This is a genomic window from Thermovenabulum sp. (assembly GCF_049701175.1).
Taxonomy (GTDB): domain Bacteria; phylum Bacillota; class Thermosediminibacteria; order Thermosediminibacterales; family Thermosediminibacteraceae; genus Thermovenabulum.
Genome location: NZ_JBNATW010000041.1, coordinates 1 through 16,460 on the forward strand (window position 1 = coordinate 1; position 16,460 = coordinate 16,460).

The window sequence follows — 16,460 nt, forward strand, 5'->3', positions numbered from 1 at the left end:
CAATGTTTTATAGGTTATTGGTATGTAATTTTGATACCTTAATTTGACATAACAATTAAATCTTTCGGGGGTTATTTTATGGAAAAGGACGTTTTTTTTATGAAAAGGGCGCTGGACCTGGCAAAGATGGGTAGGGGCAGAACCAGCCCAAACCCGATGGTGGGCGCAGTGGTGGTGAAGGATGGCGAGATAGTTGGGGAAGGCTATCACAGGAAGGCCGGGGATCCCCATGCTGAGGTGATAGCTTTGACTACAGCGGGCGAGAGGGCAAGGGGTGCGGAGCTTTACGTAAACCTTGAACCCTGCTGTCATTTCGGGAGGACACCCCCTTGCACTGATGCGATAATAAAGGCTGGGGTAAAGAGGGTTGTGGCGGCGATGACGGACCCCAACCCCATGGTAGCCGGTAAGGGTGTAAAACGGTTGAAAGATGCTGGCATAGAGGTAGATGTAGGTGTGATGGAAGAAGAGGCCAGGAAATTAAACGAGGTATTTATAAAATACATCACCACAAAGAAGCCTTTTGTTGTTGCTAAGATAGCCCAGTCTATTGATGGTAAAATAGCCCTTGCATCGGGTGAATCCAGATGGATTACCGGAGAACCGGCCAGGGTAAAGGCACATGAACTCCGGAGCTGGTACGATGCGGTGATGGTAGGAATAGGAACGGTACTGGCTGATGATCCGCTTCTTACGTGCCGGCTACCAGGAAAAAAGAAAAATCCGGTCAGAATAGTGGTCGATTCTAATGCCAGAATGCCTCTCAACGCTCGGATGCTGGAATGTAAAAACGGGCAGGTTATCCTTGCTACTACAGAAAAGGCGGATTCTAAAAAGGTCCGCCTCCTGCAGGAAAAAGGCGTTGAGGTGATAAAGACTGATGCGATGGATGGCAGGGTAAACCTGTGTAAGCTTTTGGAGATTCTGGGTTGCATGGAGATAACGAGCATACTTGTAGAAGGCGGTTCCACCCTCACCTCTTCTCTTATAAAAGAAGGCTTGGTAGATAAGCTGTTGATTTTCCTGGCACCTTTAGTAATAGGAGGGGATGGCATCGATTCAGTAAATGAGCTTTATATAGATGAAATGAGCAGGGCAGTCCGGTTTAAATTTAATTCGGTTGAATTGATAGGCAAAGATATCTTATTAGAGGCCTATCCTGATTGAGTGCAGAAAAAGGGGGAGATTCATGTTTACTGGGATAATCGAGGAGATAGGGACCGTCATGAATTTGGTTGGCTCTTCTTCGGGTGCACTTATTACAATTTCATGTAAAAAGGTTCTGGAAGACCTGAAGGTCGGCGATAGCGTTGCAGTCAACGGAGTATGTCTGACTGCCAGGGATGTTAAGACAGATTCTTTTGTAGCCGACGTAATGCCTGAAACTCTCGGAAGCACGAACCTGGGCGAACTTTCAGCAGGCAAACATGTAAACCTTGAAAGGGCCTTAAAAGCTGAGGGACGATTTGGTGGACACATGGTCCTGGGTCACGTGGATGGAGTTGGGAGGATTATCAGGTCATACCCAGAAGGAAATGCTGTGGTGTACTTTATAGGAGCGCCGCGGGAGCTGATGAAATATATAGTTCCTAAGGGTTCGGTTGCCATAGACGGTATCAGCTTAACTGTTCAGACTGTGGCTCATCAGGGGTTTTCGGTTTCTATAATACCCCATACCCTAAGGGCAACGGCTCTTCAGTACAAAAAAACCGGGGATACGGTAAACATCGAGGTTGATATCATTGGGAAATACGTAAGGGAATTTTTGAAGAATATTCTGGAGAGCAGTTCTGATAAGGGGCTGACTGTTGAAATGCTTAAATCATATGGCTTTTAGCGGATAGGTTTATCTTACTGGATGTGTTGTGAATTTATTTAGAAAGGGGAAAAAGATGAATAGAGAATTTAAGTTCAATACAATTGAAGAGGCTATAGAGGACATAAGGCAGGGCAAGATGATAATTGTCGTTGACGATGAGGACAGAGAAAATGAGGGAGACCTGGTGATGGCTGCGGAAAAGGTAACTCCGGAGGCCATAAATTTTATGGCAATTTACGGCCGCGGCCTTATATGTGTTCCGATAACAAAAAAAAGGGCTGAAGAACTTGAACTGCCGCTGATGGTGAACCATAATACCGATAACATGTACACCGCATTCACTGTTTCGGTGGATTATGTTGGAAATTCAACGGGCATATCAGCTTACGACAGGGCCGATACGGTAAAGGCGTTGGTTAATCCGGCTACAAAGCCTCAGGACCTCCGTCGCCCGGGACATATCTTCCCACTGATAGCTAGAGAGGGAGGGGTTCTACGGAGGGCAGGGCATACCGAGGCGGCTGTAGACCTTGCCAGGCTGGCCGGGCTTTATCCGGCTGGAGTTATCTGCGAGATAATGAAGGACGATGGTACGATGGCAAGGCTTCCCGACCTTATGAGTTTTGCAAGAGAAAAGGATTTAAAAATAATCACGATAGAGGACCTTATAAGGTACCGTAAGGCCAGGGAAAAACTGGTGCGATTGGTAGCTCAGACTGTGTTGCCCACCGATTACGGGGAATTCAAACTTTTATGCTATGAAGACATCATAACAACCGAAACACACCTGGTTCTCATGAAGGAGGAGATAAAAGAGGGCGATGTGCCGCTGGTGCGCGTGCATTCGGAATGTCTGACCGGAGATGTGTTCTCATCCCAACGCTGCGACTGCGGTCCGCAGTTGAAAGCGGCTATGAGAATAATACAGGAGGAAGGCAAGGGTCTTATACTTTACATGCGCCAGGAGGGAAGGGGTATAGGGCTTGCCAACAAGATCAGGGCTTATGCCTTGCAGGATGCTGGATTTGATACGGTGGAGGCCAACCTGCAGCTTGGGTTTCCTCCGGACCTTCGCGATTACGGTATAGGGGCGCAGATACTTAAGGACCTGGGAGTGGAGAAGATGCGCCTTCTTACCAACAATCCCAAAAAGGTGGTGGGTCTTTCAGGTTACGGTCTGGAGATAGTGGAGCGAATTCCACTCAAAATTCCACCCACAAAGAGCAATGCAAGATATCTTAAGACCAAGAAAGAAAAACTGGGTCACTGGCTTTAATAAAAAAGAAAAGGAGGAGGACAAAAATGCCTAAAATTATCCAGGCTAAACTTTCTGCAGAAAATCTCAGATTCGGTATTGTGGTCAGCCGTTTTAACGAATTTATAACCGGTAAGCTGCTGGAGGGTGCGCTCGACTGTCTGGTACGCCACGGTGCTGTTGATGAGGACATTGAGGTTTACTGGGTGCCCGGGAGTTTTGAAATACCCTTGACGGCAAAGATACTTGCTGAGAGCGGGCGCTTTGATGCTGTAATTTGCCTCGGGGCGGTTATTCGGGGGGCTACACCTCATTTTGATTACGTTGCAGCAGAGGTGTCAAAAGGAGTGGCGCTCGTATCTCTTGAAACAAGGGTCCCTACCATTTTCGGCGTCCTGACCACTGATACTATAGAACAGGCGGTGGAAAGGGCAGGTACAAAGGCTGGCAATAAGGGATGGGATGCTGCCCTGACAGCTATAGAGATGGCCAACCTTAAAAAGTTATTGTCCAAATGCGGCGAATAGCCGCTTTTTTTATATCCCAAAATAAATACCACTCTTTTAAAACATTTTTCATGTCAATGCAATGTGAAAATGTCCGGTTAAATGAAAGATGAAAATGTCATGGTATAATCATCGAAGAAAGCAAAGATTTTTACGAACTTGAAAAAGGCATTCATGAGCTATGCTAGAAGGTTTGCAACCAGATTTTTATCTGGGCCCTGGAACAGATAGATATAGATACCCGTCTGGTGAACGAACGCGACCGTGAAACTTTTTTAGCGAATTCAAATAAAGAAGGCGTCTTTACAGGAACAAAAAGGCGAGAGAAACCAGATTTTTCCTGGATGACCTATCGGATTCGCGGATGAAGTATATATTTCCATAACAAACTATTAAACTTGTATTAAGCGGGGAGGTTGTTAGTGAAAAAAACTTTTTTAAAGTTACCTACAAAATCTCGACACGGACCTACACCAGAATCAAATTTTACTTTACTAATTATGTATTTTATGGTACATTGAGTATGTCGTTATGTTTAAAAAAACATAACGGAAATATTAGGATAAAGGAGGGGAATTATGTTTTCCGGAAAAAGATTTAAACTTAATTCAGTATTTGTTTTTATATTGATGCTTTGCATACTCTTATTCCTGTTAACTTCATGCGGGCAAAAAACTACTTCACAACAAGGGCAATCAAAGAATATACAAAACAGTAAAGAAATTATTCTCGCTACTACCACAAGCACTCAAGATAGCGGGCTTTTAGACGTACTTATACCTATTTTCGAACAAAAAACGGGTTTTAAGGTAAAAACTATTGCAGTTGGAACAGGACAAGCTCTTGCTATGGGAGAAAAAGGAGATGCTGATGTAATGTTGGTCCATGCACCGGAAGCGGAGATGGAATTAGTAAAAAAGGGTGCTGCTATCAACAGGCAACTTGTAATGCATAATGATTTTGTTATAGTAGGTCCACCTGAAGATCCCGTCGGAGTAAAGGATGCAAAAAGTGCTGCAGAAGCTTTCAGACTAATTGCTGACAAAAAAGCTTTATTCATATCAAGAGGAGATAATTCAGGTACACATAAAAAAGAACTCGCTCTATGGAAAAAAGTAGGGATAGAACAACCCATTGGTAAATGGTATCAGTCAACAGGGCAGGGTATGGGAGCTACTCTTGACATTGCGTCTGAAAAAGGTGGTTATACTCTTACTGATAGAGCGACTTATTTAATGAAGAAGGAAAAACTTCGACTTATTATATTAAAAGAAGGCGACAAAGAATTGCTTAATATATATCATGTTATGCAGACAAATCCGGAATATGTAAGGCAAAATAACCCAAATGCTGCTAAGATGATTAATGTAGAGGGTGCAAAGGCCTTTGTAGAATTTATGGTGAGTCCTGAGACTCAAAAAGTGATAGGTGAATTTGGTAAAGAAAAACTTGGTCAATCGCTTTTTGTTCCTGATGCTGGCAAGAATGAATCCGATATTCTTAAATAGCAAGTGTTTAGAACAATTTTCTATAATAGCGAATATATAAGCGAGTCCGGGAATGGTAATATTAAGTTTTTTGATGTGTGAGTCTCAGTAATTAACTGAAAATTTTATCAAAGGTTTAAAAATAAAAACTCATTACAATTTTTATAATAATGGGATTTATAACGGCTTATTATCTCCCAGATGCCGGGAGATTTTTTTATTACTTCGCATGAATTTTTTCTTTTGGGAAATAACTGAGTTTAGTTCACAACCAGATCTCAATCAATCACCATTTCCAGTTAGGCAATTTTCATAGGATTAAGGAAGTGGAGTTTAAAGTGAGGAAGATACCTGTCTACCTTCTTTTACTCTAAATTAGGAGATTATGGTTTGAATATGTTTTTTAATAAATAGAACTTCTGCATCATCTTCATCGGAGATTTTCAAGACTGTTTATGATCTCAATAGTAATTTTTTGATTTTTCGAGCAAAAGGCATTGATAATTAAATCTAATTTAGATAAAATAATATCAAAAACCATTATTTGGTAAAAAAGTTTATTTAATTGGCGACTTATAGCTGTATAATTCCATGGTAATAGGCAGTAGATAAAATAGTTTTAAAGCCTAAATATATTGCTGTAATTGTTATATTAAATTTTAATCATAAGTAATTCTAATAGCGATCAAAATGATGATTTAAACAATGAAGAATCTATGGCCTTTGAAGGCCCTTTGACGGATAACTTTAAATTTTAATGTACGCAGATATAGTAAGTATGATAAACTAGTTAGTAGAGATATTGAATGGAAAGGAAATTTATCTGTTTTATTTGAAAAAATATTTAAAAAAGTAGATTTAAGTTCTTTGGAATTTGTGGATAGTAAAAAAATTATTAAGAGAAATGATATTTAATACGTGGTTTCCCAAAGACGAAAAATTATTTTATAATGATTAAAAAGATGTTTTAGAGCTGTATGTCCATAAAGACAATGAATATGAAAAATATGATATAAAGGATAAGGAAGTAGTAAATGAATTTGTAAAATGGTATGATGATCTTAGAAAGGCATTGACAGAAAAAGATCTTGATGGTGTTTAATTTAACAACTGATTATTTTGAGTTTAGAATTTAACGGCAAGAAAGCTTATGTATAAACTACTGCAGAATAAAGTATGAACAAGGTAGGAAATAATAGTTAAGATTAAGAGGGGTTGATGAAATGATTTTTAGAAATACAAAATGGTTTATATTTAGTGCAGTTTTCTTATTAACAGTTTTTTTAGCTACTTTTTTAAAAAATAACATAAATAAGGAAGTAATTGCTAAAATAAATGGAAAGGAAATTACTCAAAACGACTTTAATATAGCGTTATTATTTGAACAACAAAAATATAAGTATCAAGTGCAGAAGTATGAAGATCAGAAACAGTTTGATGATGGAAATATTTTTATTCCAGTTCCTCAAAAATTAAGCCCGCAGCAAATTCTTGAAAGATTAATAGATAATGAAGTTTTATATCAAGAAGCTAAATCCCAAGGGTTAGAAGTCTCTTATGCAGAAGCTAAAGAATATATGGAGGAGACCAGAAAAATAACGAATGAAATATTAGCAGGCAAATTGCAGGTTGCCGATAGGGAAGAATTTTTAAAAACGGAAAATAATTTAAGACAATATATCAAAGGTTTAGGGATTAGTGAAGATGAATATTGGAACCAGCTTATCCCAATATATCAAAAATATTTATCAATTGGCAAATTAAAAGCAAAAATTTTATCTTCAATGCCTGAAAATGATAAAAAAGATCCAGAAAAAGCGCATTTATATTTTGAACAATACAAAAATAATTTGAGAAAAAAATATAAAATAGAAATATTTAAAAATAATCTCTGATTATTTAAGCAAGTGTCACTTAGTGGTGTAAAAATTATCCCGGGAGCAATGAAAGGAAATTAAACTAATCCCAATTGTGAAAAATGACTTATTTAAATGGTCGGACGATAAAAAACCATCCGGCCAAATGTAATAATGAAAAATTTATACGACTCAAGAGTAAAAAATATTGATGAAGCACTGGGTTTTAATCTTGACAATGTTTTTATGGTAGAAATTTTCTATAACAACCAATCGAAATATTAATTTTTATTATGGTCAAGGAGGGTTTATAGCTTTTAATGAAGGTGATATAGTAATAAATGGAACTAAGTATACAGTTCTTGGAAGTGCAATTAATCGCAATTATCTTAATAATTTATTGGAATCTCTTGAATAATAACTTTTTTTAAATAGAAAAGAGTTTTTATATATAAGAAGGAATTTCCCAATTATAAAAAGATTTTTCCCCGGGCAACAGAGAGGAATTTTTTATATTAACTTAATTGCTGCATAAGTAACCGCTTTATCCGATAGCTTTGACCATCAAAGAGCAAAAGGTAATTAATTATAGTATATTATTCAGTCAATTGTGGCTATTGTTATCTGTATTTCCTGGCTTCTCCTAAGCTTGTTTACCAATGCAGCAGTGTGGAAAAATCTTACGTTTAATCCCTTTTTGCAAGCCTCTCCTCCAATTGCAGTAGCCAGATGGGTTTTCCCGGTTCATATATTGTCGTAAAGAATAAGGTTTCGCTTCTCTTCGATAAACTTACAATCTTTCAGGTCCTGTGGTGTAAGTCCCTACGATAGCTTTATTTCATCAAAGATGTAATCGGCAAATGTTTTTATTGTGTAAAAGCCAGATTTTTTCAAGAGCCTTTCTCTTTTTCTTGCTTCACTATCTTCCAATCTTTTTAGCTCACTGGTATAAAGACTTTATAAAAATTGCAAGGAAAATACTGAATGATAATAGTAAACTGGTAAAAATGATCAAAAAGGTAATATAGAAAGTTTAGTGGAAGAACAAACTATGTTACCAAAAATCAGAATTTAAGAGAAAAATTTCACAAAGTTTGGTAACAAACGTTATTACCATGGTAACAAAATAACGTAAAATAGTTAGATTACTTTAAAACCAAGGCAAAGAAACTCCAATGAGAGTTATTTTGTTGTTTCAAAATAAATCAGTTATCCACAACATCGTGCATGTAATTCAAAAACAGATTTGGGAATGCATGTATGATAGAAAAATGTCGAAATATTGAATAATAAAAGGAAATATAGCTATAAATCAATTTTATAAATTCGCAATATAACTTTTAGCGGTAAGGTATTTTAAAATAAAAAGAGAATCCTTGAAAGAAGGGATTCTCGTTTTTTTTTTTTTGTAGAAATGATTTTTATGAAATTAAAAAAATATACAATTTACTGAAATACAAGTACAGCTTTGAAAGAAAATAAAGGTATGACACGTTTTTTAAGTCAAATTGTCCAAAATTAAGGGGTTAAGCCGCCAAGAAGTGCAATTGTCTGTCCTTCTTTTAAACAAGGATAAAGGCCTTCGATACCTCTACCTTCTTTGCAACTAATTACGTGATACACGGGGACGATTCTTTTGTCTGAGGCATTAATTTACAAAAATGGATTTACCACTTTTATTTTATCAAAATACTGACCTGGATTTAAATCCTCACTCCATATTACATCGCAATCAAGATTTATTGCGCTACAAATTATAAGAGAATCCCAAAATGAAATCATATAACGCTGAGATATTTGTATTGCTTCAAGTATATCGCCGACATCAGGCATATCCAATTTCCAAAACCCAAGATCTGAAATAATTTGTGACGCTTGCAAAGGAGATAATGGCTTTTTTACCTTTTTTGTAATAGTTACGTAAAACTCTTGGAGAACCTGAGTACTCAGACACCCCTTTCTTGTGTCCCACAACTCTTTTAATAATTCTTTTGCAATTTCATGTTTTCTGCCTGCAGATGCGTCGTGAGCATAAACCAAAACATTTGTATCAACAAACTGTAAACCAAAATTATCTCTCATACAAATCCTCTCTATTCCAATTAGTTTTACCTTCTGTCCCTAAATCAATATTATTTTCTAATATAGCAATATGATGTAATCTTGCTTTTTCATATAAATCTTCTTTTTTAACTATTTCTTCTAATGTTTTAGTTAAAAGGCCAGATACAGATGTTTGCTTATCTATAGCTATATGCTTTACCTTTTGTAATAAATCCTTAGGTAATGATAATGTAATATTCTGTGTCTTTTTCACAATATCACCTCCACGTAATTTAGTATAGCACTTTTTTGCGTGTATCTCAATAGGTTATAAATAAACTTATCATTGAAGAATTTTTACGTCACCCTTCTGCAAAAATTTTACATGGGAAGATAGAAGACCATACCTTGCGTTGGCCTGTGAACCAGCAGAAATTGAAGAAGGTAGTACAAACAAAATTAGAAAAGAATTATAGGGCAGAATATATAGAAAAATGGCTTAGAGTATCCTTGCTAGCTTTAAAAGGGCCTTTTGCCGGTAGTCCCTGGGTAAAGTATTTCTTAAAGGAATTAACGCATATAAATCCTTTTGCCATTATTTAAACACAAGAACGATAGGTAAAGGATAAAGGCAAAAGGCGTTTTATACGCTAAATTAAGCCTGCTAACAGCCTTAATATGATAATGCTTTTTATACAGTAGTATTGTAATAATTTAACATTAATGTTAAATATTGCAAATACTAATTATAAAGTTAATCTTAAGCAGAGAGGTAAAAAATTTTTTAAAAAGTTACCTACTAAATATTGACACAGACAAGAGTGTTCCAATTCTTGACATAATTTAATATTGAGATTACAATAATATTCATAAATTATTTTTGGTTTTTTGGGGGTAGTTCGTGTGATTTTGACCGAACGACGCAAGCAATTTCTAGAGAAATTAATTGATCTATTCCAAAAAACAAATGTTCCAGTTCACTACGAAACAATAGCAAATGCACTTGGTGTCAGCAAATGGACAGCATACGACGTATTGAAAGAATTAGAAAAACTTGGCTACCTTACACGTGATTATACAGTAAATTCTAAAGAAATGGGACGTTCCCAAATTGTTTTTTTACCGACTAATAAAGCTATAAACTTATTTGAAGAAAAACGTGTAAAAGAAATAAATATTGATGAGTGGAATAAAATAAAGACAAAGGTACTTGAGCTGCTAAACAGCTTAAAAAGTCACAGCATTAGCGATGCTGTGCAAAAAATGCTGGAGGAAATTCCAAAAGTTCAGGTTCGAGTAACTTTTGGGGCATATGTCATAGGTTTATTTATTGTGTATCTTAAAAAATTGGGTGGGAGAACGGAAATGTTGATAAAAAGCCTAATGCAAAACGCACCTACCAATGAAATGCGCATCATAATATTTATAGGAACCGTCCTGGGTACTGTTATTCAAACGATGAATCATGAGATAGGGGGTGGGCTAACCGAATTAGTCGGACGGTATTTGAAGTCGCTTGCTGACCTTTCGGATTATGAAAAGGGAATGCTTTCGGATTTTCTTAATGACGCTTTAGCTTGATGTTGGTCACAGATTTAATCTACGATCTTTTTATTTTGACAAGTTTTTTGGTCTTTTGGGTATATTGAGTTTTGAAATTAATGTAAATTTTAGAGAAGACAACTAATATTTCATGCTTTACAAAAACCCAAGATTTTGCAAGGTCAACAACAGATGTTAATATTGCTTGTTTAGGTAAACCTAAAGGAGCAAAAGGGGAAGTTCGTTTTTTAAAGGTAGGCAAATTTTAAGACATAATGTTGTTTTATTGACTGAAAAAAGGAGTATCACTTTGAACAGTTTAAGATGGGAAGTTGCTTGCAGATTGCCGATAGTCGGATCATTTTTAAGCTCAATAGGTGCTGTACCAGTGCAAAACGAGAGTAATGAGTTGGCTGGGATAAGGGCTGCCTTGCGGGTATTGGAGCAAGGGAAAACTCTTGCGCTTTTTCCTGAGGGTCGGGTTTGTAACCATGATGGACTGTGCCCTTTTCAACCTGGGTGGGCCTATCTCGCTTTGAAGACAGGCGTGCCCGTTGTGCCGTCTATTATCCCACGCCGTGGTAAAATTTACATGCAAATTGCTGCACCATGGACTTTAAAAAAGGTTCAACGACCCAGGCAAGAAATCTTGGAGGATTTGAATGCAAAACTGTTTAGTCAAATTGATCAAATGTTAAAGAATTTGTAGCGGCAGTGGAGGCGAAAAACATGAATAAAAAGCAGAATTTTAAAGTAAAGCCATGTATTGGAATAGCCTTGGGGAGCGGCGGTGCTAGAGGTTGTGCTCACATAGGTGTGCTCAAAGCGTTGCATGAAGCAAATATACCGATTGATGTTATTGCGGGGACTAGCATGGGGGCAGTAGTAGGCGCAGCATATGCTACAGGTTACCGGATCGAAGAATTGGAGGATATGGCTCTGCAAATGCGGTGGCGATGGTTGCTTAACCTTTTTGACCCTACTCTACCCCGTCAAGGCATAATAGCTGGAAACAAAATTGAAAAGTATTTTGAAATATTAACAAAGGGAAAAGAGTTTGCACAGTTGAAAAAACCTTTAATTGTTATTGCTACTGATATCATTTCTGGAGAAGAAGTGCGTATAAATAAAGGATTGGTGGCTAAGGCCTTACGAGCCAGCATAGCCATACCTGGTTTATTTTCTCCAATTAAGTCAGGGAAAAGACTTTTGGTGGATGGTTCGGTTACCACCCCTGTGCCCATACTGGCAGTAATGGAGGCCGGGGCAGATATTGTTATCGCTGTTGATGTTAGTTCGAAAGTGGATCAAACTTCCAGTTTGGAAAAAATATGGAAACGATTAAAGAGTATGTCTTCTAAAAAAATTGTTCGTTTTATTAAAAATTCACAATTTGAAATTATAAACATTATAGATAATACACTGGAATTGTGTGACCACCCTAAAGAAGTTTCTAAGCTTACAACAATAGCTAATAAGCATTATTTTATGTTAAAACCCGATGTAGGAGATGTAAGGTGGTATGAGTTTTATCGGGTTAAGGAGTGTATTCATGCTGGAGAAGTTATGGGAAAACAGGTAGCTGAAAAACTAAGATGTTTTCTTGATTCCGGAAAATATGGCGAAGAGACTGAAAAGCAAAACTGTTGGGGACTAAGAGAAAGAATATGTAACTAATTAGTTTCCATTGAAAAATACACCACTCAAAAATTTCACTGGATTTTAAATGAACTCCCGAAAATACTTCAGAACCTGGGGTTTGATATAACTACAGAAATAGGGAAATAGCTTGAATAAAATATATACAAGTCTTTAGTCTTTTTTAAATAAAATTTAAATAAAAAACCTTAAAATACTTGATACTTGACGTGAAACCAAATAAGGTTTTTTATTGAAATATCTGGTAATATGATGTAATATTAAAATATAATTATCCTGACGTGAGGAAACATTCTGAAGCGAAGGGAGAAGAGATTATGAAATTCGAGACAAAATCTTTGATTAGAACTGCTCTTTTATTAGCGATAACCTTGGTTGTGCAGTTCCTCAAGATGCCTCAGCTTATAACGGGCTCTCTTGTGAATGCCATGCTGGTGATCGGAACAGGCACTGTGGGATTGTTTTCGGGCATATCCATTGGCCTTTTAACCCCCGTTATTGCTTTTTTAGTCGGCATCCTAAAGTTCCCGCCTATGATTCCTTTTATTATTGTGGGCAATGCTCTCTACGTTTGGCTTTATTCCTCTCAAAAGAATGCAGTAATAGGAGTACCACTGGCAGCGGTAATGAAATACGTGTGGCTCTCCATTTCAGCTAAATACATTCTTAAAGGTTTAGGCATTAAAGTACCTGCGCTGGTGGTTCAGGCTTTTACTCTTCCGCAGCTAATTACGGCTCTGCTGGGTGGGGTAATAGGTGTGGCGGTAATTTTACTGCTTCAGCGCTATTTCGCCAAGGCAGAAAAATTGTGAAATGCGAGTGTATTTTTGTCGCTCGCATTTATTATGTGCACCCGGCTGGCTAAATATTGACCCGCACAATGTTGATTAGTTTTGCTATAAAATAAATTTTTATTATAGAATATTAATCAGGATACTTTTCCGAAAGGAGGCATGTAAATGGTTAAAATAACATTTTATGGTCACGCGTGTTTTAAAATAAGCTCATCAAAGTTTTCAATTATTATAGACCCTTGGCTTAAAAACAACCCTCAAGCTAATATAAGCCCTGAACAGGTGGAGGTAGACTATATACTTATTACACATGGACATGGAGACCATTTTGGCGATGCTTTAGAAATAGCGAAGGCTAATAATGCCACGATAATTGCTCCATACGAGCTTGCTACATATTGCCAATCTAAGGGTGCAAAGGTCCATCCAATGCATATAGGAGGAGATTATACCTTTGATTTTGGTTGGCTACAGCTTACACCAGCGATGCACGGTTCTGGATATATAGAAGGGGATAATATAATTTACATGGGTAGTCCCTGTGGATTCCTGATTGGGATTGAGGGGAAGACTATTTACCATGCTGGAGATACGGGCCTTTTTGGTGATATGAAGCTTATAGGGGAGAAGACTTCATTAGATGTGGCAATGCTACCTATCGGTGGCAATTTCGTTATGGGTATAGATGATGCCGTGAAAGCCGTGGAATTCTTAAAACCTAAGATAGTTGTTCCTATGCACTATAACACCTTTGACATTATAAAAAAGGATCCGGAGGAATTTAAGAAAAAGGTTGAGAACAAAACTGGTACTGATGTCGTTATACTTAAACCAGGAGAAATGATTACTGTAAATTAAGAATGGTAAAAAGACCGCCAAGACATTTATCTAACAATTATCTATCAACCAATTAGTATCAAAAGAGGCAAGAAGCAATGCACCTAAAATTTGGGGTGGTGAAGTAATCGTTCAAGTCCAAATTTTGTGAAAAATCCCTCTGGTTAGAAAAAGGTTATCTAACACCACGAATTGGTATAATTATACCACCTTTAACCCTTTAGAGGTTCAGGACACGCTACCACTGAGCTTTGCACGTTCTTGACTCCAAGGGCTTCCGGCATATCCAAGTACTTTTTGCCAGAAGCCTATTTTTCATCTTGTTCCATTAGTAAGGCTCTGATTAGGGGGATAGCTGATTCCCGGTTAGGGAATATCGTTATACTTTTAACGCCGGCGAATTTCTTCGTTTCACCGTTCTAAGCTATTTGTGGTTCTAAGTCTTTTACGATAACGCTCTGCAAGCTCTAATACCGCTATAGCATCTTCAAATCCAGCTTCTAAAACATCCATAGCCTAAAAGCTTACTTCTATGCTCATCTAACACCTGATTTAATAGTATTTTTGCTGTTTTAATATATTAACACAATTATATATACTTAACTATTGCTCAATTTTTACTAAGTGCTTATTAAGATATTCTATTTGCTCTTTCAAGGGGTTGCCTTTATTAATTATTATATCTTTTGCTAAACTGGGCAAATACACATCGCCATTTAAATCTATTTTTATCCCCTTGTAAAATGCCACAAAATACCTAACAGAATCTATATTTAAAGCTGGTTCCGAGGGAGCAGTATTTAAAGTTTTCACATCTTTACACTTAAAATTTTTTGCTTTTGAAATGTCCAAACCAAACGCTTTTGTTAAATCATCAATAGGTATTTCAAAATATTTGCTAACATCACTAAAAGTATATGAGCCTTTTATATCGATTGGGTCATAAATCGGAATTTTTGCTGATTGCGTTTTCCATATTCCCGCAATATTGCTTATACCTATTCCAACAAAGACAATAACCAAAATTGAAATGACTAAAAATTTAATGTTTATCCTCATCTTTAATCCCTCTCCTTGTTTCAAAGATGATAGTATTTTCAACAGGACAACTAATTTCTGATGAACATTGTAAACATGTTATGCATTGAGGATCATTAATAACCTCTTTACTATACACATCAATATTCATAGGGCAAACACTATTGCATTTTTTACATGATATACAATAAGAAGGAATTCTTTTGATTTTAAATATTCTTATTAGATTGAACAACCCGATAAAAGCACCGAGCGGACAAAAATATTTGCAAAAAGGTCTTTCAACAATAAAAGAAAGTATAATTATGACTATGAGAAAAATCAAAGCTTGTATGGCTACTTCACCAGTCCAAAAGGTAAATAATGCATGATAAGGATCAATATTTGTAAAAACCAATTTACCTGTTTTAGCTGTTATATATACAACCTATTAAAGTACAATATATCTAAAGTATCTAAAATATCTGTCATATTTTGAAGGAATAAATTTATTAAACCTCTTTTTAAAAATTATCTTACCTAACTTACCTATCCATTCTTGCACTGAGCCAAATGGACATATAAAGCCGCAAAATACCGAACCAAAGAGAATTGACAAAATAATTACAATAGCTAACAACACAAATGACGATTCGTGAATTTTTTGAACAAAACTTCCTTCAGTTATAAGCTTATAACTGAGACCACATCGCCAAATGGACATAAACTATGTAATGATGCATTAGAGAAAAAAGGTATTTTAACTTCTATTCCTTTTTCGGCCAGAGAGTGAATTATTGCAGTAATTAGAATAACAGTAAAAAACAATATTTGAGAAAAAAGCCTGAAATATTTATTGATTCCATTTTTAGTTGTAGATCTCTTCAAAGTAAATTCCCCCTTCCTTAATAATTCCTTAATAAAAGACTTAGCAGGGTATTTTTACCCTGCTAAGTCCCAAATACTTATCTACTCATGCCAAAAGCTCTCATACCTTGTCTTCGTCCAGCACCTATGCCCTTGCCAATACCTTTACCAAATATACCAAATCCAGCTTGAGGTTTATTTGCATAACCCTGACCATTACAGCTATCAATTCGTGATTTCATATGTGCCTTTATTGCATCTGCCTGTTCTTTTGTAATGATGCCATCTTTCACTTTTTGGTCTACCAAAGCAGCTTTTTCTTGGTACACAGCCTCTTTAAATTTTTCAGCTGTCACACCTTTTGATAAGGCTATTTGGTAGAAAGTCTGACCCTGTGATCTTAAGTTTACAACCTCATCAACGGTAAGACCTGTAAGCTTGGCCACAATTGATGCCATAAATTGAGCACCATACCCTCTTGCCATTTTCAAAGTCGTAGTAGTGATAGCAGAGGACGAATTAGTAGTTGTAGAGGTTGTTGCGGCAAAAACGGCTGAGTTTACTACAAGAACCAGCGCAATAGTTAATAAAGCTATTCCTCTTTTCATTTAGAACACCTCCATAAAAAATTTTGTTTTACAAGTCTAAATATACAGGGGGTATTTGAAAACTGAATAAAGGAATTGTGTAGTTATTGTGAAGAAAAAATTTCTTCAATCCATTATGATAGTGTAAAATATTTTTAGGTCAAAAAGGAGGAAAAAGCAGAAAAAATGTA

General features: G+C 36.5%; 19 protein-coding genes and 3 pseudogenes. 13 read left to right on the forward strand and 9 right to left on the reverse strand.

Annotated features, from left to right (window positions below):
- Nucleotides 1-78: 78 nt before the first annotated feature.
- From ribD to ACPLVF_RS11140, 7 genes and pseudogenes are all read left to right on the forward strand, one after another.
- Nucleotides 79-1,167 carry a bifunctional diaminohydroxyphosphoribosylaminopyrimidine deaminase/5-amino-6-(5-phosphoribosylamino)uracil reductase RibD gene (ribD, locus tag ACPLVF_RS11110; RefSeq protein ID WP_424907898.1) on the forward strand — a complete coding sequence of 363 codons (1,089 nt, stop codon included), beginning with the start codon at nt 79-81 and terminating at the stop codon, nt 1,165-1,167.
- A 22-nt stretch (nt 1,168-1,189) separates the two neighbouring features.
- The gene (gene ribE, locus ACPLVF_RS11115) at nt 1,190-1,837 is read left to right on the forward strand and encodes a riboflavin synthase (protein ID WP_424907899.1); all 648 of its coding nucleotides are present in this window, start codon (nt 1,190-1,192) and stop codon (nt 1,835-1,837) included.
- Between the two features lie 55 nt (nt 1,838-1,892).
- Nucleotides 1,893-3,095 (forward strand): bifunctional 3,4-dihydroxy-2-butanone-4-phosphate synthase/GTP cyclohydrolase II, encoded by a 1,203-nt coding sequence (locus tag ACPLVF_RS11120; protein WP_424907900.1) that lies wholly within the window; start codon nt 1,893-1,895, stop codon nt 3,093-3,095.
- A 26-nt stretch (nt 3,096-3,121) separates the two neighbouring features.
- Complete coding sequence (ribE, locus tag ACPLVF_RS11125; protein WP_424907901.1) at nt 3,122-3,601, forward strand: 6,7-dimethyl-8-ribityllumazine synthase; 480 nt, start codon at nt 3,122-3,124, stop codon at nt 3,599-3,601.
- Nucleotides 3,602-3,705: 104 nt separating this feature from the next.
- Nucleotides 3,706-3,932, forward strand: a pseudogene (locus ACPLVF_RS11130) (ISLre2 family transposase); the annotation flags it as partial.
- Nucleotides 3,933-4,158: 226 nt separating this feature from the next.
- Nucleotides 4,159-5,088: a substrate-binding domain-containing protein gene (locus ACPLVF_RS11135; RefSeq protein ID WP_424907902.1), complete on the forward strand. Its 930-nt coding sequence runs from the start codon at nt 4,159-4,161 to the stop codon at nt 5,086-5,088.
- Nucleotides 5,089-6,290: 1,202 nt separating this feature from the next.
- Nucleotides 6,291-6,962, forward strand: a complete 672-nt coding sequence (locus tag ACPLVF_RS11140) for a SurA N-terminal domain-containing protein (protein ID WP_424907903.1) — start codon at nt 6,291-6,293, stop codon at nt 6,960-6,962.
- 561 nt (nt 6,963-7,523) lie between these two features.
- Here ACPLVF_RS11140 and ACPLVF_RS11145 read toward each other — a convergent pair.
- From ACPLVF_RS11145 to ACPLVF_RS11155, 3 genes and pseudogenes are all read right to left on the reverse strand, one after another.
- Nucleotides 7,524-7,655, reverse strand: a pseudogene (locus ACPLVF_RS11145) (ATP-binding protein); the annotation flags it as partial.
- 921 nt (nt 7,656-8,576) lie between these two features.
- Nucleotides 8,577-9,005, reverse strand: coding sequence for a PIN domain-containing protein (locus tag ACPLVF_RS11150; RefSeq protein WP_424907904.1), 429 nt, complete (start codon nt 9,003-9,005; stop codon nt 8,577-8,579).
- Complete coding sequence (locus ACPLVF_RS11155; RefSeq protein ID WP_424907905.1) at nt 8,995-9,240, reverse strand: CopG family transcriptional regulator; 246 nt, start codon at nt 9,238-9,240, stop codon at nt 8,995-8,997. Before ACPLVF_RS11155 ends, ACPLVF_RS11150 begins: the two co-directional genes overlap by 11 nt.
- A 134-nt stretch (nt 9,241-9,374) precedes the next feature.
- Between ACPLVF_RS11155 and ACPLVF_RS11160 the strand changes: the two genes are divergently transcribed.
- The 6 genes from ACPLVF_RS11160 (at nt 9,375) to ACPLVF_RS11185 (ending at nt 13,819) form a co-directional block, all read left to right on the forward strand.
- Nucleotides 9,375-9,569 (forward strand): hypothetical protein, encoded by a 195-nt coding sequence (locus ACPLVF_RS11160; protein WP_424907906.1) that lies wholly within the window; start codon nt 9,375-9,377, stop codon nt 9,567-9,569.
- Between the two features lie 300 nt (nt 9,570-9,869).
- Complete coding sequence (locus ACPLVF_RS11165; RefSeq protein ID WP_424907907.1) at nt 9,870-10,547, forward strand: LexA family protein; 678 nt, start codon at nt 9,870-9,872, stop codon at nt 10,545-10,547.
- A 304-nt stretch (nt 10,548-10,851) separates the two neighbouring features.
- Complete coding sequence (locus ACPLVF_RS11170; RefSeq protein ID WP_424907916.1) at nt 10,852-11,217, forward strand: lysophospholipid acyltransferase family protein; 366 nt, start codon at nt 10,852-10,854, stop codon at nt 11,215-11,217.
- A 20-nt stretch (nt 11,218-11,237) separates the two neighbouring features.
- Nucleotides 11,238-12,185: a patatin-like phospholipase family protein gene (locus tag ACPLVF_RS11175; RefSeq protein ID WP_424907908.1), complete on the forward strand. Its 948-nt coding sequence runs from the start codon at nt 11,238-11,240 to the stop codon at nt 12,183-12,185.
- A gap of 299 nt (nt 12,186-12,484) precedes the next feature.
- On the forward strand, nt 12,485-12,979 hold the full coding sequence (locus ACPLVF_RS11180; protein ID WP_424907909.1) for an ECF transporter S component: 495 nt from the start codon (nt 12,485-12,487) through the stop codon (nt 12,977-12,979).
- A 147-nt stretch (nt 12,980-13,126) separates the two neighbouring features.
- On the forward strand, nt 13,127-13,819 hold the full coding sequence (locus ACPLVF_RS11185) for a metal-dependent hydrolase (RefSeq protein ID WP_424907910.1): 693 nt from the start codon (nt 13,127-13,129) through the stop codon (nt 13,817-13,819).
- A 191-nt stretch (nt 13,820-14,010) separates the two neighbouring features.
- Here the strand turns inward: ACPLVF_RS11185 and ACPLVF_RS11190 are convergent.
- The 6 genes and pseudogenes from ACPLVF_RS11190 to ACPLVF_RS11215 all read right to left on the reverse strand — a co-directional run.
- Nucleotides 14,011-14,375, reverse strand: a pseudogene (locus ACPLVF_RS11190) (transposase); the annotation flags it as partial.
- 26 nt (nt 14,376-14,401) lie between these two features.
- Nucleotides 14,402-14,857, reverse strand: a complete 456-nt coding sequence (locus tag ACPLVF_RS11195; protein WP_424907911.1) for a hypothetical protein — start codon at nt 14,855-14,857, stop codon at nt 14,402-14,404.
- Complete coding sequence (locus ACPLVF_RS11200; protein WP_424907912.1) at nt 14,841-15,233, reverse strand: 4Fe-4S binding protein; 393 nt, start codon at nt 15,231-15,233, stop codon at nt 14,841-14,843. The genes ACPLVF_RS11195 and ACPLVF_RS11200 overlap by 17 nt, the downstream gene beginning before the upstream one ends.
- A 33-nt stretch (nt 15,234-15,266) precedes the next feature.
- A complete protein-coding gene (locus tag ACPLVF_RS11205; RefSeq protein WP_424907913.1) occupies nt 15,267-15,539 on the reverse strand; it encodes a 4Fe-4S binding protein in 273 nt (90 codons plus the stop codon).
- Entirely contained in the window at nt 15,500-15,703 is a 204-nt protein-coding gene (locus tag ACPLVF_RS11210; protein ID WP_424907914.1) for a hypothetical protein, read from the reverse strand. Before ACPLVF_RS11210 ends, ACPLVF_RS11205 begins: the two co-directional genes overlap by 40 nt.
- Before the next feature lie 77 nt (nt 15,704-15,780).
- Complete coding sequence (locus ACPLVF_RS11215; RefSeq protein ID WP_424907915.1) at nt 15,781-16,290, reverse strand: DUF2680 domain-containing protein; 510 nt, start codon at nt 16,288-16,290, stop codon at nt 15,781-15,783.
- Nucleotides 16,291-16,460: the final 170 nt, after the last annotated feature.